We start from the raw sequence: 23,066 nt of genomic DNA, 5'->3' as shown, positions 1-23,066 counted from the left end.
TGCCGAACTCAGAAGTGAAACGCCGTAGCGCCGATGGTAGTGTGGGGTCTCCCCATGTGAGAGTAGGGAACTGCCAGGCATCAAACAAGAAGAACCCCGTACCGAAAGGTGCGGGGTTTTTTGCTTTGTGCGCCGGAAAATGCCGGGTGGCGGCACCGCCTGACCGTGCCTACAATTGTTAAAACGCTTTTAACAATGGTGCTGCTTTGATACGTCCCTTTGATTACCAACAAGATTTTGCCAACATTAATTTCCGTGACCATCCAGAGCTGTACCAGGTGGGGCGGGGAGAGCAGGGTGTGCTCATGGTGGAACCTTACAAAAGCGAGATCCTTCCGCACTGGCGATACAAAAATGCTGAAGTTGCAGCACGATCGGCAAAAGAAATATACGCCCTGTTTGAAGAATATCGTCAGCAAAACGACTTTGTGGGTATGGATATGGCGCGTAAATTCATTCAGATGGGCTATACCCGCGCCAGGCGATACGCCAATCATAAAGGCGGTAAAAAGTACGATGAGAAGCGCCAGGTCAAACCGCTGGATTGCGATCCCGTAAAAGCAGAAGCCGCCGCGGTCTTCAAAAAGTGGTGGGATAAAATTCGTGCAGATGAAGATTATTTGCAGCGAAAAAAGGCGCATCAGCAGAAGTGGGGATAATTACTACGTCCGCTAATAATTCGATACCTGATCGAGTTCACAAAACGCAATGAAACATATTAGAAACATTTTATTTACCTAACGATTCGTTTTAAATCCGGTTTTACTGTTTGTGGGCAATGGCCCGCAATGTGAGACAGGGGATTTTAAAATGACAGAAACCGTAGCCAGTGCAGATACGGATAACACCAATTTGGCAGGTAAGGATACCCGTCGTCGGGTTTGGGCAATCGTTGGGGCCTCCTCGGGGAACCTCGTAGAGTGGTTTGACTTTTACGTCTATTCATTCTGTTCACTCTACTTTGCGCATATCTTTTTCCCGTCCGGGAATACCACCACTCAGCTTCTGCAAACCGCAGGCGTTTTTGCCGCCGGGTTCCTGATGCGCCCTATCGGTGGATGGCTATTCGGCAGGATCGCAGACAGAAAAGGGCGCAAGACCTCCATGCTCATCTCGGTATGCATGATGTGCGTCGGCTCTCTGGTGATTGCCTGCCTGCCCGGATATGACACTATCGGAACATGGGCACCCGCATTGCTGCTGCTGGCACGTCTGTTCCAGGGACTGTCAGTCGGTGGAGAATACGGCACCAGTGCGACATACATGAGCGAAGTGGCGGTTGAAGGCCGAAAAGGTTTCTATGCATCATTCCAGTATGTGACCCTCATTGGCGGACAGCTGCTGGCGTTACTGGTTGTGGTGATCCTGCAACAAATCCTTAGCGATGAAGATTTGCGCGCCTGGGGCTGGCGTATCCCGTTTGCTATGGGCGCTGCCCTGGCGGTTGTCGCCCTGTGGCTACGCCGTCAGCTTGATGAAACTTCTCAACAGGAGGTCAGGGCGCTGAAGGAGGCGGGCTCAATGAAGGGGCTCTGGCGAAACCGCAAAGCATTTTTGATGGTGTTAGGTTTTACCGCCGCGGGCTCGCTAAGTTTCTATACCTTCACCACCTACATGCAAAAATATCTGGTTAACACCACGGGCATGCATGCAAACGTTGCGAGTGTCGTCATGACGGTGGCGTTACTTGTCTTTATGCTTATCCAGCCGATTGTCGGCGCGCTGTCGGACAAAATAGGTCGCCGCACCTCCATGCTGATCTTTGGCGGCATGCTCACCCTGGGTACCGTTCCGCTTTTGACTGCGCTACAGCAGACAACGTCGCCGTATGCCGCTTTCGCGCTGATCATGGTGGCACTCATTATTATCAGTTTTTACACGGCAATCAGCGGCATTTTGAAAGCAGAAATGTTTCCCGCACAGGTGAGGGCGCTGGGTGTAGGCCTGTCTTATGCGGTCGCTAATGCCCTGTTCGGCGGTTCGGCAGAGTATGTCGCGCTATCGCTTAAGTCGTGGGGCAGTGAAACGACCTTCTTCTGGTATGTCACCGTAATGGGAGCGCTGGCGTTTATTGTCTCGCTGATGCTGCATCGCAAGGGAAAAGGTATCCGCCTTTAATAATGCGCCATCTGCCAGACGGCGTAGCCGGTTGTTGCGCCGGCTACGTCCCAGGCAAAATCTTTCCAGCTCCAGCCGCTTCCTGAGGGGCGGCTATCCCAAAGCTCTTTCGATGCCCCCAGGCTTATGGAGAACATCAGACCCATTGTGGCACTTCGATCCCGGCTATACCCCTGGTGCAGCGCATACTCATTGCCCGCAGCGGACAACATTGCAGACGCCAGAAAGTGTTGAGCTTTGTCCTGACCCGACCAGCTATCATTCGCCATATGGCTGCAACCGGTCAGGAAAAGAGGGATTATCAGGAAAGGCGTACGCATTAACAGGCTCCATAAAAAAGCCCCGTCAGTGACAGGGCCCGTGTATTACAGAATACGGCTAATGAGGCGATCGATACGGATCCGACGTAGACGGCGAATCAGCTTCCGAACTTTTACCGGATAATCCGCGATGCTTTGCAGATCGCGGTAATGACGAACCACTGTGGTATGCGTGCGTATAAGCTCCAGCTCACGATCGCGTTTTGCGGCTAATGCATGCTGAGGATCGTGAATCAGGATGGCATTCTCCAGATCCAGACGCCAGGCGCGCGGGTTCAGGTTATTACCGGTCAGCAGCATCCACTCATCATCGACCCACATCCCTTTTAGATGATAGCTGTTATCTTCATCTTTCCAGAGACGCACGACCAGCTGGTCCGTGTTCACGTAGTACTGTAAACGGCTCAGGAAGCGACGCAGGTTAATCTCATAAAGATAAGGCAGTGCGCCGATGATCTTGAAAGGTTGATCTTCCGGAATGAAAAAGTCGTTTGCCGTTTTATCCCCGACGATGATCTCCACCTTTTTACCCTCGCGCAGCAGCTGAATAATATTGCGCACCAGAACGGCGGGAAGGTTGAAGTATGGCGTGCAGATAGTGAGCTTATGCTCCGCGCACGGCATCAAATGGAAAATCGTCTTGTTCAGCAGGCTGGTTTTTCCCAGGCCTACCAGCGGCGTAACGGACAGCTCTTCATTACTGGCGTCACCCTGGAAGCGATAAACCGCATCGCGCAGCTCCTGGCGGAAGGAGCGAACGTCATTTTTAATTTCCGGGCTTTTCGGGCGATGAGGATCGTCAAGACGGTGGACACCCCGGCCATGAACCAGGTTTTTATCCACCCAGTTGAACATGATGTCGGCCATCTGCGGATTGCGGATCAGATGGTAGCGATCGTAACGGTATTTATCGAGCTGATGGAGATAAACATCATTGAGGCTGGCGCCGCTGTAAAGAACGCTGTCATCGATGATAAATCCTTTGAAATGAAGAACGCCAAGCGCTTCACGGGTATTCACGGGCACGCCGTACACCGGAATATCGATCCCCGGGTTCTCCTGGGCCGTGCGGCAATACCAGTCAGCGTTAGTGTTCGAGGCGGCTGCGCCAATACGGCCACGCTGTGCGCGGTGCCAGTCAACCAGCACACGAACGTCCAGTTCCGGACGTTGACGTTTCGCTTCATAGAGCGCGTTCAGGACAGCACGCCCACCTTCATCCTGTTCAAGATAGAGCGCCACAATGCAGATACGTCGCGTCGCGCTGGCAATCTTTTCCAGAAGCGTCTCCCGGAAACGAGCGGGAGCATAAAAGAACTCTACATCATCAACTGACTGAGAAATCTTCGGTAGTTGAGCAAGGTGTTGTTGATGTTTATTACGCTTAAATTTTGACAACATCACAGTGCGTTTCTTCTCTGTTCATTGAAGGGTTGTCTGTACCAGGCAAACAACATAAGCGGACAATGATACCCCAGTGATGAGAAAAGTGGGTAACATTTCCAGAAGCTTACTCGTCTTTATCCGTTGATGTCAGGCTGAGGGACAGGGAGACAATGCCTTCATCCAGCTGGATATCAACGTCAAAACCGAGCTTCCGCGCCAGGGTCACCATACCCCGATTATTTGGCATAGTAATGCCGTTCAGGCGTGACAATCCGTGATCGCGCGTATATCCAATGAGTTTTTCGAGCAGCCGTCTGCCCAACCCCAAACCTTTAAGATCGGAACGCACCAGCACGGCAAACTCCGCATCCACGTTATCCGGGTCGGAAATGGCGCGCGTCACGCCGAGGATCTCCTCTCCCTCTCCCTCTCCCTCTCCCTCTCCGGAACGGCGAACCGCCACAATCGCCATTTCTCGATCGTAGTCGATCTGGGTCATATTGGCTAAATCGTCGTGGGTAAATTCGTTGATTTCGCTGAAATAGCGATAATATAAGTCTTCCTTCGTCACCTGCGAAATGAATGCTCGCAGCAGCGGCTCGTCTTCCGGCAGGATAGGGCGAAACAGCGCCCGCTCTCCATTTTTCATCTCCACCCACTCTTCCAGATGGAGCGGATAAGGACGAATGGCGAGACGGCTTTCCCGGTCACCGACAAATGGCGCAATTTCCAGCGTCACGTCGAGGGCCGTAAATTCATTTCCGGAAGCGAGGAGCGGGTGGATATCCAGGCGCTGGATCTCCGCACAGTCAACAATGAGGTTGGAGACCTTTACCAGAAACTGGCTTAATCCGGCGATATCAAGCGGCCTCAAAGCACTTCTCCCGCGGATTTTTTTACTTTTAATGGCCTGAATTATCAAATAACGCGCCAGGTTCATATTTAATGGCGGAAGCGCGACAGCCGCCTGTTCTTCTGGCCGCCATTCAACGCCGCCTTCACCCAGCATAATGAGCGGACCAAAAACCGGATCGTGTTCGACCACCACACGCAGCTCCTGCGCGCCCGCACGGTTAGCCATGCTCTGCACCAGCAGGCCGTGGATCCTGGCCTGTGGCCACGTCATTTTTACGCGATCGATAATGGCATCCGCGGCCTGTTGCACTTCTGTCGCGGTGCGCAGATACAGCATGACGCCCTGCACATCTGATTTGTGCGGAATATCGGGTGAGCGCAACTTCAGCGCGACCGGATAGCCAATCTGCTCAGCGATATGTACCGCCTCGGCGCTGTCGCCGGCAATCCAGGTGGGCAGTGTTTGCATCCCATAGCTGCCAAGAATGGGTTGCACTTCATGGGTATCAAGCGACGTGACGCCCTCTTCGATGGCCTGCTGCAATAGCCTGTGCACGTCCACCGAATTTGCTGTGAGGTTGCCCGGCAGGGCAGGCGTTTCACGCAGCTGCTTCTGATTGCGGCGATATTCAACCATATGCATAAAGGCGGTAATGGTGCCCTCTGGGGTACGGTAGGTTGGCAGCCCGGCTTCACTGAACAGACGGCGCGCTTCCTGTGAAGAGAATTCGCCGCACCAGTTGGTCAGCAGGGTGACGTATTTGCCGCGCGGATGGTTTCGTACAGCCTCAATCAGCGCGCGTGCGCTTTCACTGCCGGGCGCAGCGGCGCTGGGTGAATGAATGATCATCAGCGCATCGAAATCCTGACTGTCGAGCAGGAGGGAGATCGCCCTGATGTAGCGATCGCTGGTGGCATCGTCACGTAAATCGAGGGGATTACCGGGAGTAACGCTGCCCGGCAGCACCTCTCGCAGGCGCTGAAGCGTCGCTTCGCCCAGCGTTGCCAGCTTGCCGTTGCGCAGCCACAGTTCGTCCAGCGCCAGTGCGGCGGGAGCGGCACCGTTGCTGATAATCATCAGCTTTTCACCGCGCAGGGGGCGCATGTGGCTTAACGTTTCGACGGCAGAAAAAAGCTCGTGCGTATCCTGAACCCGCAGCAGACCGGCGCGCTGGATCGCGGCATCCCAGGCGGGATCCATCCCGGAATGGGAATGCAGCAGGCGTTGCGCCGCCGGGCTGCGCCCGCTTTTGATGACCAGAATCGGTTTATTACGCGATGCGCTACGCGACGCCGACACAAAACGACGGGCGTCGCTCAGGTGTTCAAGATAGAGCAGGATCGCACTGGTTTTGCTGTCACGCGCCAGAAAATCCAGCAGTTCATCAACGTCAATGTCCAGGCTGTCGCCCAGGGCGATGAAGTAGGAGAAGCCCATCTCACGCTGTTGCGCCCAGTCGAGGATCGTATTGGATACCGCAGCCGACTGCGAAATAAAGGCCAGCTTTCCTTTACGGATCGGAACCGGGGAGAAGCTGGCATTCAGCCCTTGCCAGGGCGCAAGCAGACCCAGGCTGTTTGGACCAAGAATACGCATCTGGTAGCGGCTGGCGCAGGCCAGCAGCTCAGGCTGCTGCTCAGGAGGCGACGAGAGAATAATGCAGGTTTTACAGCCTTTCTGGCCGAGCGACTCAAGCAGTTCGAGGTTTCGTTTCGCATGCGTACAGAGCACGGCGAGGTCGGGAACGAACGGTAAACTTTGCACGTCCGGCCACGCCAGCACCCCCTGAACCGCCTTATAGGCGGGCGTAACGGGCATGACCGGGCCATTAAACCCGCCAGCCAGCAGATTGCGCATCATCAGATACCCTGCGCGGTCCGGTTTCATTGAGGCGCCAATAACGGCAATAGATTTCGGACGAAGTAGCGCTTCTAACCCTCTCTGGCTCATGCAGGCCTCCCGTGAATGCAAGCGACCTGATGATTTTAAACGCTTTCTGTCTCAGTTGCTGTGACGCTACCCTTATGAACGGTTTTTCCCGCAAGATAACGTTCACGGAAGCAGGAGAAGTGATCGCCCAGCGCGCCGGCTGCCTGGGTATCGCCTGCCAGATCCAGTAGCGCAATCGCGACCTCCGCAGTGCAGTACTGGCCGTCGGCGTGGGCTTCGCGCAGGCGATAGGCCGAAACGCGCGACAGATCGACGGAAATCACCGGCAGCGCATCAAGATACGGGCTTTTGCGAAACATCTTTCTCGCTTCCGTCCAGGTGCCATCGAGCATAATAAACAGCGGTGGTTTACCGGATGGCGGCGCCGAAAGCACCTGACGATGTTCGCCTGCATACGATGCAGGGAAAACGACCATTGGCTGATAGTCCGGGCTTGCCACCAGGTCGAGCAGTGCCTGAGGTGGCTCAGTGCGCGACCACTGAAACGCCGCTGTGTCTGGCAGAATATCGGCGATCAGGCGCCCCGTATTGCTGGGCTTCATGGGTTCGGTATCAAACATGACCAGACAAAAGCGGCTTTTCGCCTCGCTCGGCACAAGCGTTTCGCACAGGCACACCTTCAGCGGTAAAAGGCAGCGCTGGCAGCGGCGAATACGATTGCCTCGGGCCAGAAAAGGGCGGGTGGCGCGCGCAAGGCGCTCGGCGCGTAATTGAAGTACAGCGTTATCAGTCATGGGCGAAAAGGCAGGAAAAACCCCATTTTCGCAGAGGAGTGAACGGGGCACAAGATGTGCCCCGTGAATGTTACAGGGATTCGTTTAACCAGCTGTCGAAAGGCGCTTTTGGCACGGCACCGTTGAGCATGTCGATCACTTCACCATTTTTGAAAATCATAATGGTGGGAATGCTGCGAATGCGAAAACGGGCGCTGAGCTCACGTTCGGCTTCGGTATTCACTTTCACAAAACGCATTTTCCCGCTGCGCTCTTCCGCCACGTCTTCAAAAATTGGCGCAAAGTTACGGCAGGGGCCGCACCACGGAGCCCAGAAATCGACCACAACAGGCAGATCGTCCTTGAGGAGTTTGTCCAGCGTAGCACCCGTCGCGTTAATGACATCGCCATCAAATAATTCGTGGCCACAACGCCCGCATTTCGCACCGTCATCCATCCGATCGTCCGGAATGCGGTTTAAAGCCTGACAGTTGGCACATACGGTATTCATAACTAACCTCTGATAGAGCCGTGGAACAACGGCAGAACGCCGATAATGTTTCTGATATGTTACATATTATCAGTGAGCCTGTATGAAACGACAACGCGTTTTATTCAATGGGAACAATAGTCACAGGCTTTTGTACGAAATTATGGCTATGAGCTTGCACATCGGGTAATCTGCGCGCTTCGCGCAGCGCTGGTGGAGAAAAGCATGAACGACGAAATGAAAAACAAAAGCGGCAAGGTCAAAGTGATGTATGTCCGCAGTGATGATGACTCTGATAAACGCACCCAAAATCCGCGTACCGGAAAGGGTGGCGGGCGTCCAGCGTCTTCTCGTGCAGACGGTGGCCGTCGCCCCGCCCGCGATGACAGAAATAACCGCGGCGATGACCGCAAACGTGATGACCGTAAGCGTGACGATCGCAAACGCGACGATGTTGTCCGCGACGGTGGATCGCCATGGCGTACCGTTTCGCGCGCGCCGGGTGAAGAGGCGACTGAAAAGGCCGATCACGGCGGTATCAGCGGAAAAAGCTTTATCGATCCGGAAGTGCTGCGTCGTCAGCGTGCGGAAGAGACCCGTGTATACGGCGAGAACGCCTGTCAGGCCCTGTTCCAGAGCCGCCCGGAGTGTATCGTTCGCGCATGGTTTATCCAGAGCGTGACCCCGCGCTTTAAAGAAGCGCTGCGCTGGATGGCGGCGAACCGCAAAGCCTACCACGTGGTTGACGATGCCGAGCTGACTAAAGCGTCCGGTACTGAACACCACGGCGGCGTCTGCTTCCTGATCAAAAAACGTAACGGTACTACCGTGCAGCAGTGGGTCAGCCAGGCGGATGCCGATGACTGCGTGCTGGCGCTGGAAGATGTGGGTAACCCGCATAATCTGGGTGCGATGATGCGTAGCTGCGCGCACTTTGGTGTGAAAGGCGTGCTGTTACAGGATGCCGCGCTGCTGGAGTCTGGTGCGGCAATCCGTACCGCGGAAGGCGGTGCAGAGCACGTTCAGCCGATCACCGGCGACAGCGTGCTGGAAGCCCTTGAGCAGTTCCGTAAAGCGGGCTACACCATTGTCACCACCTCAAGCCGTGCCGCTACGCCGCTGTTCAAAGCGACGCTGCCACGCAAAATGGTGCTGGTGTTAGGTCAGGAGCGTGATGGTCTGTCTGATGCGGCACTCTCCAGCGCCGACCTGAGCGTCTCAATTGATGGTACAGGCAATGTTGAAAGCCTGAACGTCTCCGTTGCGACCGGCGTACTGCTGGCGGAATGGTGGCGTCAGAATAAAGCGTAAGCCTTTGTGCTTATTGAATGCCCGGTCCACCGGGCATTCAGGCTCATACTACTCACTCTCTGCCGGTAATACAGGCATCCAGTCAATTGGCTTTTCGCCACGCTTTTCCAGCCATTCATTCGTCAGAACAAAATGATTACTGCCAAAGAAACCGCGGTGTGCAGACAGCGGCGACGGGTGCGGTGCTTTCAGTACGTGATGACGCTGACGATCGATAATCGCCCCTTTCTTTTGTGCATGCGAACCCCAGAGTAAAAATACGACGCCTTCACGGTGCTCATTAATCAGGCTGATGACCTTATCGGTAAAGGTTTCCCAGCCGAGGCTGGCGTGGGAGTGCGCCTGGCCTGCACGAACCGTCAGCACGGTGTTCAGCAGCAGCACCCCCTGGCGCGCCCAGCTTTCCAGATAGCCGTGATTAGGGCGAGTAAAGCCGGGGATCGTTCCTTCAAGCTCTTTATACATATTCAGCAGAGAAGGGGGGATAGCCACGCCCGGACGCACGGAGAACGCCAGTCCGTGAGCCTGACCAGGGCCGTGGTAGGGATCCTGCCCCAGAATAACCACCTTCACGTCGCTCAGTTCGGTATAGCGAAAGGCGTTAAACACATCTTTCTGCGGCGGATAAATCGTCTGGCCAGCCTGCCGTTCAGCCGCAACGGTGCTGAGGGTATTGATAAAGTAGGGCTGCTGCTTCTCTTCTGCCAGCACGTCATGCCAGGTTAAAGGTGTCGTCATCTCGCTCTCCTGCGAATTTCATTCTCTGCCTAGCTTACCCGCTAATGCCCGGTGAGCAAAATAACACGCTGAAAAGTGGGCTAAGTCGCTAAATTTATTTTGGAAAAGATGCGGGATAAGTTGAATGAGTAAGGCGAGAAAATTGATCTGAAACAATAAATGCAGACCACACTCTTTGTGTGGTTAGTGGTTTTGTTGATTTAAATCAATAAATCGCCGGGGGCTGAATGTTATATATACACACAAGAAACAATGGTTTTACCAATTGGCCGCGAAAGGCCAGCATCAGTTAATGTAGCCTAAGGGAGGCAACACATGATTACAGGTATCCAGATTACTAAAGCAGCAAACGACGATCTGCTGAACTCTTTCTGGCTGCTGGACAGCGAGAAAAACGAAGCGCGCTGTGTCGTAGCGAAAGCAGGTTTTGCGGAAGACGAAATCGTTCCGGTGAGCAAGCTGGGCGAAATTGAATACCGTGAAATTCCAATGGAAGTGAAGCCAGAAGTCCGCGTGGAAGGCGGTCAGCACCTGAACGTTAACGTTCTGCGTCGCGAAACCCTGATGGACGCCGTTGAGCACCCGGAAAAATACCCGCAGCTGACCATCCGCGTGTCTGGCTATGCGGTACGCTTTAACTCACTGACCCCGGAACAGCAGCGAGACGTTATCGCACGTACCTTTACTGAAAGCCTGTAAGGTTTCAGCCACGGGGGGGGAATAAAAAAGCCGGGAATGTCCCGGCTTTTTTTACTCTTCAGTTTTTGTTTCTGGCGCAGCAGAGCTTGGCTTACGGCGCTTACCAATGTTTTTGGTATCGCGGTGGCGCTGCTTAACGCGCGGTTTCTCTTTTTCTTTCTCTTTTCTCTCGGCACGTTTCGCGAGCGCTTTCTTGGACGGTTTACCCGTCATTTTTTCACTCGGTGCACGTGTGGTCGGACGAAGTCCATCGATAACGCGAGCTTTAAGCGGCTCATCAACGTAGCGGCCAATTTTCTGAAGCAGCAGATGGTCGTGCGCTTCTACCAGAGAGATAGCAATACCTTTACGGCCCGCACGGCCGGTACGGCCAATGCGGTGGAGATAAGTATCACCGCTGCGTGGCATATCAAAGTTGATCACGTGGCTCACGTCAGGGATGTCGATCCCGCGCGCGGCAACGTCGGTGGCAACCAGCACATTCACGCGGCCATCGGTCAGACGCTTAATCCCTTCGGTACGCTTAACCTGCGCCATTTCACCTTCGAGATAGCAGTTGTTGATGCCGGCATTGCGCAGCATTTCTGCCAGCTCATGCACGCGCTCGCGTTTGCGAACGAAGACGATGGTACGGGTTGCATCTTCCTGCTTTAGCAGGTGTTTAAGCAACTCAACCTTATGCTCAAGGTTATCTGCGCGGTAGTACCATTGGTGGATCTTCTTACGCTCACGCGTGGATGGCGTGGCGGACACTTCCACCGGATCTTCCAGCAGACGTTCTGCGAAATCTTTGATGGCGTCCCCTTCAAGGGTTGCCGAGAACAGCATGGTCTGGTTACGCCAGCGCGTTTCACCCGCGATGTGTTCAATATCCTGGGCAAAGCCCATGTCCAGCATGCGGTCAGCTTCATCGAGAATGAGCGTTTCCACCGCGCGGCAGTCGAAGTTCTCTTCTTTAATGTATTGCAGCAGACGACCCGTCGTCGCAACAACGATATCCTGGTTTTCGCTGAACACTTCCGCGTGGTTCATATACGCTACGCCGCCGGTGATGGTAGCGATATCCAGATGGGTGTTTGCCGCCAGCTCACGCGCGTGTTCGGCAACCTGCATCGCCAGCTCACGGGTCGGGGTCAGGATCAAAATACGCGGCGGGCCTGATTTTTTACGCGGAAAATCTAGCAAATGCTGCAACACAGGCAGCAAGTAGGCTGCTGTCTTCCCCGTGCCGGTTGGCGCAGAACCGAGCACATCGCGGCCCTCAAGCGCAGGCGGAATGGCCGCGGCCTGAATGGCGGTCGGGCGTGTAAAGCCTTTGCTCTCAAGAGCATTGAGCAGGCTTTCATCGAGTTCAAGTTCGGAAAAAGTCGTTACAGTCATGTTCTACCTCTGTGTGGGGCGCTGATTATAGACGTTACGGCTGTAATCTTCATCTGTTTGTATGGATATCGCTTTTCGGCCACTTCGCTTTCCCCTATGCTACTCCAGTTTCATACAGAAGGTTGCCCTGACATGTCTCAACTCAAAGCGCAGCTGCGCCGCGATGGTTTTACGTTTAAACAGTTTTTTGTGGCGCACGATCGTTGTGCGATGAAAGTCGGTACAGACGGTATTTTACTGGGTGCATGGGCGCCTGTCGCAGGTGTAAAACGCATTCTGGATATCGGGACGGGCAGCGGGCTCCAGGCGCTGATGCTGGCGCAGCGAACGGAAGAACACGTCACGATCGATGCCGTTGAGCTTGATCCTCAGGCGGCGCAGCAGGCGCGTGAAAACGCTGCCGAATCCCCGTGGGCAGAACGCGTCAGGGTGGAATGCGCAGATATCCTGACCTGGGCACCAGAGCAGACCGCGCGTTACGATTTGATCGTCAGCAACCCGCCGTATTTCGTGCCCGGCGTGGAGTGTGGAACGCCGGAACGCGAGCAGGCGCGTTACACCCGTTCGCTCGATCACCTGTCGCTCCTGACCAGTGCGGCGGAACTCATCTCGGAAGAGGGATTTTTCTGCGTGGTTCTGCCTGTAAGCACAGGCAACACCTTCATTGAGATCGCTCGTGAGATCGGCTGGAAGTTGCGACTCCGTACCGATATCTCCGATACGGAAGGGCGCTTACCGCACCGCGTGCTGCTGGCGCTCTCGCCGAAAGAGGGGGAGTGCTTTATCGACAGGATGGTCATTCGCGGGCCAGACCAGCGTTATTCCGAAGATTACACTGCCCTGACCCAGGCCTTTTACCTGTTTATGTGAACCTGCGGCGTCAGCACCGACGGGCCGGATGATTCCAGCGTGTCGGGATAGTCCAGCGTATAATGCAGACCTCGACTCTCTTTGCGCATCATTGCGCAGCGCACAATCAGCTCGGCAACCTGCACCAGGTTGCGAAGCTCCAGCAGGTTATTGGAAACGCGGAAGTTGGCGTAATATTCATCAATTTCCTGCTGCAACATCATAATGCGGCGTAACGCGCGCTCCAGACGCTTCGTTGTGCGTACAATCCCGACATAATCCCACATGAGCAGCCGCAGCTCGTGCCAGTTATGCTGGATAACCACCCGTTCGTCAGGGTTATCCACCCGGCTTTCATCCCACGCCGGCAGGCGCGTTGTCGCACGCGCGTAGGGCATGCGTTTGGCAATATCTTCCGCAGCAGACCACCCGTATACCAGACACTCCAGCAGCGAGTTTGATGCCATGCGGTTGGCGCCATGCAGGCCGGTATAACTGACCTCGCCGATCGCATACAGGCCATCCACGTCGGTACGACCGTGATCGTCAACCATCACCCCGCCACAGGTATAGTGGGCGGCAGGCACAATCGGTACCGGATCGCGGGTCAAATCGATACCCAGACTCAGCAGCTTTTCGTAAATCATCGGGAAGTGCTGGCGAATAAATTCTGCCGGCTTATGGCTAATGTCCAGATACATGCAGTCCACGCCAAGCCGCTTCATTTCGTGGTCAATGGCGCGGGCCACGATATCCCGCGGCGCCAGTTCACCTCTGGGGTCGAAGTCCGGCATAAACCTGGAGCTGTCCGGGCGCTTAAGACAGGCGCCTTCACCGCGCAGCGCTTCCGTCAGCAGAAAGTTTCGCGCCTGCGGATGGAACAGGGCGGTGGGATGGAACTGATTAAACTCCAGATTCGCCACGCGGCAGCCGGCGCGCCAGGCCATGGCGATACCGTCTCCGGACGCGATATCCGGGTTCGTCGTGTACTGGTAAACCTTAGAGGCTCCGCCGGTCGCCAGCACAACGGCTTTTGCCTGGCAGGTTTCCACCTTCTCTTTATTCCGGTTCCACACCCATGCGCCGACAACGCGGCGCGTGCCGGGCAGGCCAATCTTGTCGGAAATAATCAGGTCGACGGCGTTGCTGCGCTCCAGCACCTGAATATTGGGATGGCTGAGGGCTTTGCTGACCAGCGTAGTTTCAACCGCCTTTCCGGTCGCATCAGCAGCGTGCAGAATACGGCGGTGGCTGTGCCCGCCCTCACGGGCCAGGTGATAACTCTCTTCACCATTGGGCTGAATGTGTGTATCAAACAGCACGCCCTGGTCGATAAGCCATTGCACACAGTGGCGGGCATTGCTGGCGACAAATTCTGCGGCATGCTCATCCACGATCCCTGCACCGGCAATCAGAGTATCTTCTACATGTGAGGCAATGCTGTCCGTTTCATCAAACACGGCGGCAATACCGCCTTGTGCATAGAAAGTGGAGCCTTCGCTCATCGGCCCTTTACTCAGCACGATGACGTTCTGATGTTCTGCCAGGCGCAGCGCGAGGGAAAGGCCGGCAGCACCGCTACCGATGATCAGTACATCACAATGAAGTTCAGGCGTCGTATTCATGATGCTTGTTTAATTTACTAAACATGGTGTCGTGAGAATAGCATTCTGATGCGAGTTATCGCACGTTTTTTTTGATGCTTGTTGCAATGACTAAACGAAAGACCAGAAGTTAAATCATCGCTAAATGACGGGAAATATTTTGCGAAGCAGATCGTTAGCTTCAGATTTTGTGGTGAAATAAAGCCTGTGTTGCGTTACTCTTCTGACGATAAAGTTGATGATTCTTGTCAGAAAGCGGGTGCGTATCGTGAACAGACTTATAATGAGAGAAAATGAACGGTCTGCGGCGCGATGAACAAAAACAAAGGCGTTACGGAACTTATTGAAGAACAGACGCTCTAACTCGGTGCTTGCTCAAAGTGCAATGTTGATAGAGTGGCGTTTCGATAACGCGTGGAATTTGGTTTGGGGAGACATTACCTCGGATGAGCGAGCAGTTAACGGACCAGGTCCTGGTTGAACGGGTCCAGAAGGGAGATCAGAAAGCTTTTAACCTACTGGTGGTGCGCTACCAGCATAAGGTAGCGAGTCTGGTTTCCCGCTATGTACCGTCAGGCGATGTGCCTGATGTCGTACAAGAGTCTTTTATTAAGGCCTATCGCGCGCTGGATTCATTCCGGGGGGATAGTGCTTTTTATACCTGGCTGTATCGCATTGCAGTCAATACGGCTAAAAATTATTTGGTTGCTCAGGGGCGTCGTCCGCCTTCAAGTGATGTCGATGCTATCGACGCGGAAAACTTCGAAAGTGGCGGCGCGCTGAAAGAAATTTCGAACCCTGAGAACTTAATGTTGTCAGAAGAACTGAGACAAATCGTTTTTCGCACGATCGAGTCGCTCCCGGAAGATTTACGCATGGCAATTACGTTACGGGAGCTGGATGGCCTAAGCTATGAAGAGATAGCCGCCATCATGGATTGTCCGGTCGGCACGGTTCGTTCACGAATTTTCCGTGCGCGAGAAGCCATTGATAATAAAGTTCAACCGCTTATCAGGCGTTGACGATAGCGGGATACTGGAAAAGGTATTAGGCATGCAGAAAGAAAAACTTTCCGCTTTAATGGATGGTGAAACGCTGGATAGTGAGCTGCTTGATGAGCTGTCTCATTCTCCCGAAATGCAACAGACCTGGGAGAACTATCACCTCATCCGCGACACGATGCGCGGTGATACCAGCGAGGTTCTCCATTTCGATATCTCAGCTCGCGTTATGGCGGCCATTGAGAACGAACCTGTTCATCAGACCACGCCGCTTATTCCTGAAGCGCAGCCTGCACCTCACCAGTGGCAGAAAATGCCGTTCTGGCACAAGGTGCGTCCGTGGGCGAGCCAGCTCACCCAGATGGGTGTCGCTGCGTGCGTATCGCTTGCAGTTATCGTTGGGGTCCAGCACTATAATACTCAGTCTGAAGCCAGCCAGCAGCCTGAAGCGCCAGTGTTCAATACGCTGCCGATGATGGGCAAAGCCAGCCCGGTGAGCCTGGGCGTACCGGCAGATGCCTCCGCAAGCGGCGGGCAGCAACAGCAGGTACAGGAGCAGCGTCGTCGCATTAATGCGATGTTGCAGGATTACGAGTTGCAGCGTCGTCTGCACTCCGAGCAGCTTCAGTTTGAGCAGGCCCAAACCCAGCAGGCTGCTGTGCAGGTGCCAGGAAACCAAACTTTAGGAACGCAATCGCAGTAATGAAGCAACTTTGGTTCGCCATGTCTTTGATGGCGGGTAGCCTGTTCTTCTCTGCTAACGCCTCGGCTGATGTTTCATCCGGGGCGTTGTTGCAGCAAATGAATCTGGCCAGCCAGTCACTCAATTATGAGTTGGCATTTATCAGCATCAATAAGCAGGGTGTCGAATCGTTACGCTATCGCCACGCCCGCCTTGATAATCAGCCGCTCGCCCAGCTTTTACAGATGGATGGCCCGCGTCGGGAAGTGGTCCAGCGTGGGAACGAAATCAGCTATTTCGAGCCTGGCCTTGAGCCGTTTACGCTCAATGGCGACTACATCGTTGATTCTCTGCCGTCGCTCATTTATACCGATTTTAAACGTCTCGCTCCCTACTATGATTTTATCTCGGTGGGGCGAACCCGTATTGCCGACAGACTGTGCGAAGTGATCCGCGTTGTCGCGCGGGATGGCACACGTTACAGCTATATCGTCTGGATTGACGCAGAGACGAAGCTGCCGATGCGCGTTGATCTGCTCGATCGCGACGGTGAAACGCTTGAACAGTTCCGCGTGATCTCCTTCGACGTGAACAGCCAGGTTGGTAACAGCATGCAAAATCTGGCCAAAGCCAGTCTGCCGCCTTTGCTTTCCGTTCCTGCCGGCGATTCTGTTAATTTCAACTGGGTACCTTCCTGGATCCCGCAAGGGTTCAGCGAAGTTTCCAGCAGCCGTCGCCAGCTGCCTACCATCGAAACGCCGGTTGAGTCACGACTCTACTCCGATGGTCTGTTTAGCTTTTCGGTGAACATCAATCGCGCTACGGCGAACAGTTCCGAACAGATGCTCCGTACCGGCCGCCGGACGGTTAGCACCACGGTGCGCGATAACGCGGAAATCACTATTGTCGGTGAATTACCGCCGCCAACGGCAAAACGCATTTCAGACAGCATCAAATTCAGGGCGGCACAATGATTAAAGAGTGGGCCACGGTCGTTTCCTGGCAGGATGGCGTAGCGCTCGTCAGCTGTGATGTTAAAGCATCATGCAGCAGCTGCGCCTCCCGAGCCGGCTGCGGCAGCCGCGTGTTGAATAAGCTGGGGCCGCAGACGTCGCATACTATTGCGGTGCCAAGTGACCAGCCGCTGGTGGCAGGGCAGAAAGTGGAACTGGGCATCGCTGAAGGTAGCCTGCTCACCTCGGCCATGCTGGTTTACCTTTCTCCGCTGGCAGGTTTGTTCGTGATGGGCGGGGTTTTCCAGATGCTCTTTGGCACAGATTTGGCTGCCATGTGCGGAGCCGCTTTAGGCGGCGTGGGCGGTTTCTGGCTTGCTAAAGGCCTCTCCCCCAGGCTTACGGCCCGGGAAGCCTGGCAGCCCGTCATCCTCAGCGTTGCGCTTGCACCCGACCAACTTCGTGTTGAGACGCTCTCTTCTGAGGCCCGGTGATCTGCCGGGCTTTATTATTATTTACACCGCAATAAAGAAAACGCCGACTCTTCGCGCTATACCTGGCTCTAAGTGCATTTCCAGCAGACGAGGATGTAGTGTAGAATGCTGCGTTTTCGCACTGAAAAACGTCAGGCTAAGAACAGCGGCCTCCAGGAATTCGTAAGGCATAATTATTTAACTATATGAAGAACATACGTAACTTTTCGATCATAGCTCACATTGACCACGGTAAGTCGACGCTGTCTGACCGTATTATCCAGATTTGCGGTGGCCTGTCTGATCGTGAAATGGCAGCCCAGGTTCTGGACTCCATGGACCTGGAACGCGAACGCGGTATTACCATCAAAGCGCAGAGCGTGACGCTCGACTATAAGGCTTCCGATGGTGAAACCTACCAGCTGAACTTTATCGACACCCCAGGGCACGTTGACTTCTCTTATGAAGTATCACGCTCGCTGGCGGCCTGCGAAGGCGCGCTGCTGGTGGTGGATGCCGGACAGGGCGTAGAGGCCCAGACGCTGGCAAACTGCTACACAGCCATGGAAATGGATCTCGAAGTGGTGCCGGTTCTGAATAAAATCGACCTGCCAGCCGCCGATCCTGAGCGCGTAGCGGAAGAGATTGAAGACATCGTCGGTATTGATGCGACCGATGCCGTACGCTGCTCGGCAAAAACCGGCGTCGGCGTTCCGGACGTACTGGAACGTCTGGTGCGTGACATTCCGCCGCCGGAAGGCGACCCGGATGCGCCGTTGCAGGCGCTGATCATCGACTCCTGGTTTGATAACTACCTCGGCGTGGTCTCACTGGTCCGTATTAAAAACGGCACTATGCGTAAAGGCGACAAAATCAAGGTCATGAGCACCGGACAGGTCTACAACGCTGACCGTCTGGGCATCTTCACGCCCAAACAGGTTGACCGTACCGAGCTGAAATGCGGCGAAGTGGGCTGGCTGGTCTGTGCCATTAAAGACATCCTCGGCGCGCCGGTGGGTGATACCCTGACCGGTGCACGTAACCCGGCAGATAAAGCGCTGCCCGGCTTCAAAAAGGTGAAACCGCAGGTTTATGCGGGTCTGTTCCCGGTCAGCTCCGATGATTACGAAAACTTCCGCGATGCGCTCGGTAAGCTGAGCCTCAACGATGCCTCCCTGTTCTACGAGCCAGAAAGCTCAACGGCGCTGGGCTTCGGCTTCCGCTGTGGCTTCCTCGGCCTGCTGCACATGGAGATCATTCAGGAACGTCTGGAGCGTGAATACGACCTGGATCTGATCACCACCGCACCAACGGTAGTCTACGAAGTAGAAACCACCTCGAAAGAAGTGATCTACGTCGACAGCCCGTCCAAGCTCCCGCCGCTGAATAACATTCAGGAACTGCGTGAGCCTATCGCAGAGTGTCACATGCTGCTGCCGCAGGAGTTCCTCGGCAACGTGATCACCCTGTGTATTGAGAAGCGTGGCGTGCAGACCAACATGGTTTACCACGGTAACCAGGTGGCGCTGACCTATGAAATTCCAATGGCGGAAGTGGTGCTCGACTTCTTCGACCGTCTGAAGTCCACCTCCCGCGGCTATGCGTCGCTGGACTACAACTTCAAACGCTTCCAGGCCTCAAACATGGTCCGCGTGGACGTGCTGATCAACGGCGAACGCGTTGATGCCCTGGCGCTCATCACCCACAACGATAACGCACCGTACCGCGGTCGCGAGCTGGTTGAGAAGATGAAAGATCTGATCCCGCGTCAGCAGTTTGACATTGCGATTCAGGCGGCCATCGGTAACCACATCATTGCCCGCTCAACCGTGAAGCAGCTGCGTAAAAACGTTCTGGCGAAATGCTATGGCGGTGACGTCAGCCGTAAGAAAAAGTTGTTGCAGAAGCAGAAAGAAGGTAAGAAGCGTATGAAGCAGGTCGGTAACGTTGAGCTGCCGCAGGAAGCATTCCTTGCCATCCTTCATGTTGGTAAAGACGGTAACGGTAAATAACCTTAAGGAGTTGGCATGGCGAACATGTTTGCCCTGATCCTGGTCATCGCTACCCTGGTGACAGGCCTGCTGTGGTGCCTGGATAAGTTTATCTTCGCCCCAAAACGCCGTGAACGTCAGGCTGCCGCGCAGGCAGCCACTGGCGATGCGCTGGATGCGAAGACCCTGAAGAAAGTCGGCCCTAAACCGGGCTGGCTGGAAACGGGGGCATCGGTATTCCCCGTGCTGGCGATTGTGCTGGTGGTGCGTTCATTTATCTATGAACCGTTCCAGATCCCGTCAGGATCGATGATGCCAACGCTGCTGATCGGTGATTTTATTCTGGTTGAGAAGTTTGCCTATGGCATTAAAGATCCGATCTACCAGAAAACGCTGATCGAAACGGGTCATCCGAAACGTGGCGATATCGTGGTGTTTAAATATCCCGACGATCCGCGCCTGGACTATATCAAGCGCGCGGTAGGTTTACCGGGCGATAAAGTGACCTACGATCCGGTGGCGAAAGAGGTGACCGTTCAGCCTGGCTGTAGCTCTGGTACTGCATGCGAAAATGCGCTGCCAATCACTTACTCCAACGTCGAGCCAAGTGATTTTGTGCAGACCTTCGCCCGTCGTAACGGTGGTGAAGCGACCAGCGGTTTCTTCCAGGTGCCAAAAGGTGAAACCAAAGAGAACGGCATTCGTCTGGTTGAGCGTAAAGAGACGCTGGGCGATGTCACTCACCGCATTCTGACCGTGCCAATCGCGCAGGACCAGCTGGCAATGTACTACCAGCAGCCGGGCCAGCAGTTGGCGACCTGGATTGTGCCGCCGGGACACTACTTCATGATGGGTGATAACCGCGATAACTCCGCGGACAGCCGTTACTGGGGCTTTGTGCCGGAAGCGAATCTGGTCGGTAAAGCAACCGCTATCTGGATGAGCTTCGAGAAGCAGGAAGGCGAGTGGCCGACCGGCGTTCGCCTGAATCGTATTGGCGGAATCCATTAATTTTCGTGAAAAATAACGCGTAGCGGCTTTTATTAGCCGCTACGTGAATTATTTCAGCGATAAATCTCTTTGAACTAACGACATCCCCTGTCGTTGTGTATAGAATATTCCCCCGAAGTTTAAGGTTGGCCCTGCAAGGGTGCCACGGCACACGAAACCGCGTTGGTTTTCTCAGGTCGGTTTCGTGTGCTGCATTTTTGACGCATTCATTTATTGGTATCGCATGAACCCCATCGTAATTAATCGGCTTCAACGTAAGCTGGGCTACACTTTTCATCATCAGGAGTTGTTGCAACAGGCATTAACCCATCGCAGTGCCAGCAGCAAACATAATGAGCGTCTCGAGTTTTTGGGCGACTCTATTTTAAGTTTCGTGATTGCGAATGCGCTTTATCATCGTTTTCCGCGTGTGGACGAAGGTGATATGAGCCGCATGCGCGCCACGCTGGTGCGCGGCAACACCCTCGCTGAAATCGCACGCGAGTTTGAGCTGGGTGAATGTCTGCGTCTGGGGCCAGGTGAGCTGAAAAGTGGTGGATTCCGTCGTGAATCCATTCTTGCCGATACGGTCGAGGCCTTAATCGGTGGCGTGTTCCTGGACAGCGATATCCAGACCGTAGAAAAGCTGATCCTGAACTGGTATCAGACCCGTCTGGACGAAATCAGCCCGGGCGATAAGCAAAAAGATCCGAAAACGCGTCTGCAAGAATATTTGCAGGGTCGTCACCTCCCGCTGCCATCCTATCTGGTGGTGCAGGTGCGTGGCGAAGCGCACGATCAGGAATTTACCATCCATTGCCAGGTCAGTGGCCTGAGTGAACCGGTGGTCGGCACGGGTTCAAGCCGTCGTAAGGCTGAACAGGCTGCCGCCGAACAGGCGTTAAAAATGCTGGAGCTGGAATGAGCATCGACAAAACCTATTGCGGATTTATTGCCATCGTCGGACGTCCCAACGTCGGCAAATCCACCCTGCTGAATAATCTGCTTGGGCAGAAGATTTCCATCACCTCGCGTAAGGCGCAGACCACGCGTCACCGCATCGTCGGCATCCATACTGAAGGCGCGTATCAGGCAATCTACGTCGATACCCCTGGCCTGCACATGGAAGAGAAGCGTGCCATTAACCGTCTGATGAACAAGGCGGCGAGCAGCTCCATCGGCGACGTAGAACTGGTGATTTTCGTAGTGGAAGGCACCCGCTGGACGCCGGACGACGAAATGGTACTGAACAAGCTGCGTGACGGCAAAACGCCGGTGATCCTCGCGGTCAACAAAGTTGACAACGTGCAGGAAAAAGCTGACCTGCTGCCGCACCTGCAGTGGCTGGGCAGCCAGATGAACTTCCTCGATATCGTTCCGCTGTCTGCGGAAACCGGCCTGAACGTCGATACCATCGCGGGCATCGTACGTAAGCACTTGCCGGAAGCGATTCACCACTTCCCGGAAGATTACATCACCGATCGCTCGCAGCGCTTTATGGCCTCTGAAATCATCCGCGAGAAGCTGATGCGTTTCCTGGGCGCAGAGCTGCCGTACTCGGTCACGGTTGAGATCGAGCGTTTCCAGTCGAACGAGCGCGGCGGTTACGATATCAACGGTCTGATCCTCGTTGAGCGTGAAGGTCAGAAGAAGATGGTGATCGGCAACAAAGGTGCCAAGATCAAAACCATCGGTATCGAAGCCCGTAAGGACATGCAGGAGATGTTCGAAGCGCCAGTTCATCTGGAACTGTGGGTGAAGGTGAAATCTGGCTGGGCCGATGATGAGCGTGCTCTGCGCAGCCTCGGTTACGGCGAAGATCAGTAACTCAAGACGACGAGTATAATGGAAGGTTGGCAGCGCGCCTTCGTTCTCCATAGTCGTCCCTGGAGCGAAACCAGCCTGATGCTGGACGTCTTCACGGAAGAGTCGGGCCGCGTGCGCCTTGTTGCGAAAGGCGCACGTTCCAAACGTTCTAATCTGAAGGGTGCCCTACAGCCTTTTACGCCGCTGCTGGTTCGCTTTGGCGGGCGAGGGGAAGTCAAAACCTTGCGCAGCGCTGAAGCCGTCTCTCTGGCGCTTCCCCTTTCTGGCATCACGCTCTACAGCGGTCTATATGTCAACGAGCTCATCTCCCGCGTCCTTGAACATGAGACTCGCTTCTCGGAACTTTTCTTCGATTATCTGCACTGTATCCAGGCACTGGCGGGTGCGACCGGCACGCCCGAACCCGCCCTGCGTCGTTTCGAACTGGCGCTGCTCGGTCACCTTGGATACGGCGTCGATTTTCTGCACTGTGCGGGAAGTGGGGACGAGGTAGAAGATACCATGACCTATCGCTATCGTGAGGAAAAGGGCTTTATTGCCAGCGTCGTCGTTGATAACAGCACCTTTACCGGACGCCAGCTCAGAGCACTGTATGAACGCGAGTTCCCGGACGCCGACACCCTGCGCGCCGCAAAACGCTTTACCCGAATTGCGCTCAAGCCGTATCTTGGTGGCAAGCCCTTAAAGAGCCGCGAATTATTCAGGCAATTTATGCCGAAACGTTAGACCACAGCA

The 23,066-nt window shown here is 54.7% G+C and carries 22 protein-coding genes and 1 rRNA gene; 15 read left to right on the top strand and 8 right to left on the bottom strand.

Annotation, left to right across the window (positions count from 1 at the left end; genetic code table 11):
* From rrf to A3466_RS10705, 3 genes are all read left to right on the top strand, one after another.
* Positions 1-79: ribosomal RNA gene (gene rrf / locus A3466_RS23880) — 5S ribosomal RNA — on the top strand; the annotation flags it as partial.
* 127 nt (positions 80-206) lie between these two features.
* Positions 207-659 carry a DUF4385 domain-containing protein gene (locus A3466_RS10710; protein ID WP_063450553.1) on the top strand — a complete coding sequence of 151 codons (453 nt, stop codon included), beginning with the start codon at positions 207-209 and terminating at the stop codon, positions 657-659.
* Between the two features lie 151 nt (positions 660-810).
* Positions 811-2,118 (top strand): MFS transporter, encoded by a 1,308-nt coding sequence (locus tag A3466_RS10705; RefSeq protein ID WP_063450552.1) that lies wholly within the window; start codon positions 811-813, stop codon positions 2,116-2,118.
* On the opposite strand, the gene A3466_RS10700 is transcribed toward A3466_RS10705, so the two are convergent.
* The 5 genes from A3466_RS10700 to trxC form a co-directional block, all read right to left on the bottom strand.
* Complete coding sequence (locus A3466_RS10700) at positions 2,115-2,438, bottom strand: YfiM family lipoprotein (RefSeq protein WP_063450551.1); 324 nt, start codon at positions 2,436-2,438, stop codon at positions 2,115-2,117. The genes A3466_RS10705 and A3466_RS10700 overlap by 4 nt on opposite strands.
* 45 nt (positions 2,439-2,483) lie before the next feature.
* On the bottom strand, positions 2,484-3,839 hold the full coding sequence (pssA, locus tag A3466_RS10695; RefSeq protein WP_063450550.1) for a CDP-diacylglycerol--serine O-phosphatidyltransferase: 1,356 nt from the start codon (positions 3,837-3,839) through the stop codon (positions 2,484-2,486).
* A gap of 109 nt (positions 3,840-3,948) precedes the next feature.
* Entirely contained in the window at positions 3,949-6,630 is a 2,682-nt protein-coding gene (locus tag A3466_RS10690) for a bifunctional acetate--CoA ligase family protein/GNAT family N-acetyltransferase (protein ID WP_063450549.1), read from the bottom strand.
* Positions 6,631-6,665: 35 nt separating this feature from the next.
* A complete protein-coding gene (gene tapT / locus A3466_RS10685; RefSeq protein WP_063450548.1) occupies positions 6,666-7,364 on the bottom strand; it encodes a tRNA-uridine aminocarboxypropyltransferase in 699 nt (232 codons plus the stop codon).
* A gap of 70 nt (positions 7,365-7,434) precedes the next feature.
* Positions 7,435-7,854: a thioredoxin TrxC gene (trxC, locus tag A3466_RS10680; protein ID WP_003860733.1), complete on the bottom strand. Its 420-nt coding sequence runs from the start codon at positions 7,852-7,854 to the stop codon at positions 7,435-7,437.
* A 204-nt stretch (positions 7,855-8,058) separates the two neighbouring features.
* Between trxC and A3466_RS10675 the strand changes: the two genes are divergently transcribed.
* A complete protein-coding gene (locus A3466_RS10675) occupies positions 8,059-9,144 on the top strand; it encodes a tRNA/rRNA methyltransferase (RefSeq protein ID WP_017383555.1) in 1,086 nt (361 codons plus the stop codon).
* Positions 9,145-9,192: 48 nt separating this feature from the next.
* On the opposite strand, the gene ung is transcribed toward A3466_RS10675, so the two are convergent.
* A complete protein-coding gene (ung, locus tag A3466_RS10670) occupies positions 9,193-9,882 on the bottom strand; it encodes a uracil-DNA glycosylase (RefSeq protein ID WP_003860729.1) in 690 nt (229 codons plus the stop codon).
* A 315-nt stretch (positions 9,883-10,197) separates the two neighbouring features.
* Here ung and grcA point away from each other — a divergent pair, with 315 nt between their 5' ends.
* On the top strand, positions 10,198-10,581 hold the full coding sequence (gene grcA, locus A3466_RS10665; protein WP_008502190.1) for an autonomous glycyl radical cofactor GrcA: 384 nt from the start codon (positions 10,198-10,200) through the stop codon (positions 10,579-10,581).
* A 51-nt stretch (positions 10,582-10,632) separates the two neighbouring features.
* On the opposite strand, the gene srmB is transcribed toward grcA, so the two are convergent.
* Complete coding sequence (srmB, locus tag A3466_RS10660) at positions 10,633-11,961, bottom strand: ATP-dependent RNA helicase SrmB (RefSeq protein WP_063450547.1); 1,329 nt, start codon at positions 11,959-11,961, stop codon at positions 10,633-10,635.
* Positions 11,962-12,093: 132 nt separating this feature from the next.
* Here srmB and trmN point away from each other — a divergent pair, with 132 nt between their 5' ends.
* Positions 12,094-12,831 carry a tRNA(1)(Val) (adenine(37)-N(6))-methyltransferase TrmN gene (gene trmN, locus A3466_RS10655; RefSeq protein ID WP_063450546.1) on the top strand — a complete coding sequence of 246 codons (738 nt, stop codon included), beginning with the start codon at positions 12,094-12,096 and terminating at the stop codon, positions 12,829-12,831.
* On the opposite strand, the gene nadB is transcribed toward trmN, so the two are convergent.
* Positions 12,816-14,435 carry an L-aspartate oxidase gene (nadB, locus tag A3466_RS10650; protein WP_063450545.1) on the bottom strand — a complete coding sequence of 540 codons (1,620 nt, stop codon included), beginning with the start codon at positions 14,433-14,435 and terminating at the stop codon, positions 12,816-12,818. The genes trmN and nadB overlap by 16 nt on opposite strands.
* A gap of 425 nt (positions 14,436-14,860) precedes the next feature.
* On the opposite strand from nadB, the gene rpoE reads away from it, so the two are divergent.
* From rpoE to recO, 9 genes are all read left to right on the top strand, one after another.
* Complete coding sequence (rpoE, locus tag A3466_RS10645; protein ID WP_006176728.1) at positions 14,861-15,436, top strand: RNA polymerase sigma factor RpoE; 576 nt, start codon at positions 14,861-14,863, stop codon at positions 15,434-15,436.
* A 31-nt stretch (positions 15,437-15,467) separates the two neighbouring features.
* Entirely contained in the window at positions 15,468-16,118 is a 651-nt protein-coding gene (rseA, locus tag A3466_RS10640; protein ID WP_063450544.1) for an anti-sigma-E factor RseA, read from the top strand.
* Positions 16,118-17,071 (top strand): sigma-E factor regulatory protein RseB, encoded by a 954-nt coding sequence (gene rseB, locus A3466_RS10635; protein WP_003860717.1) that lies wholly within the window; start codon positions 16,118-16,120, stop codon positions 17,069-17,071. The genes rseA and rseB overlap by 1 nt, the downstream gene beginning before the upstream one ends.
* Positions 17,068-17,544, top strand: a complete 477-nt coding sequence (rseC, locus tag A3466_RS10630) for a SoxR-reducing system protein RseC (protein WP_063450543.1) — start codon at positions 17,068-17,070, stop codon at positions 17,542-17,544. The genes rseB and rseC overlap by 4 nt, the downstream gene beginning before the upstream one ends.
* Positions 17,545-17,729: 185 nt before the next feature.
* Positions 17,730-19,535, top strand: a complete 1,806-nt coding sequence (gene lepA / locus A3466_RS10625; protein WP_003860714.1) for a translation elongation factor 4 — start codon at positions 17,730-17,732, stop codon at positions 19,533-19,535.
* A gap of 15 nt (positions 19,536-19,550) precedes the next feature.
* A complete protein-coding gene (gene lepB, locus A3466_RS10620) occupies positions 19,551-20,525 on the top strand; it encodes a signal peptidase I (RefSeq protein WP_063450542.1) in 975 nt (324 codons plus the stop codon).
* Positions 20,526-20,748: 223 nt separating this feature from the next.
* Positions 20,749-21,429: a ribonuclease III gene (gene rnc, locus A3466_RS10615; protein WP_003860711.1), complete on the top strand. Its 681-nt coding sequence runs from the start codon at positions 20,749-20,751 to the stop codon at positions 21,427-21,429.
* A complete protein-coding gene (era, locus tag A3466_RS10610) occupies positions 21,426-22,331 on the top strand; it encodes a GTPase Era (RefSeq protein ID WP_025757643.1) in 906 nt (301 codons plus the stop codon). The genes rnc and era overlap by 4 nt, the downstream gene beginning before the upstream one ends.
* A gap of 18 nt (positions 22,332-22,349) precedes the next feature.
* Entirely contained in the window at positions 22,350-23,057 is a 708-nt protein-coding gene (recO, locus tag A3466_RS10605) for a DNA repair protein RecO (protein WP_028014096.1), read from the top strand.
* Positions 23,058-23,066: the final 9 nt, after the last annotated feature.

It is taken from the genome of Enterobacter genomosp. S (assembly GCF_001631805.1).
GTDB lineage: Bacteria > Pseudomonadota > Gammaproteobacteria > Enterobacterales > Enterobacteriaceae > Enterobacter > Enterobacter quasihormaechei.
The sequence above is the reverse complement of the archived record's forward strand: the minus strand, read 5'-3'. Positions and strand labels throughout refer to the sequence as shown.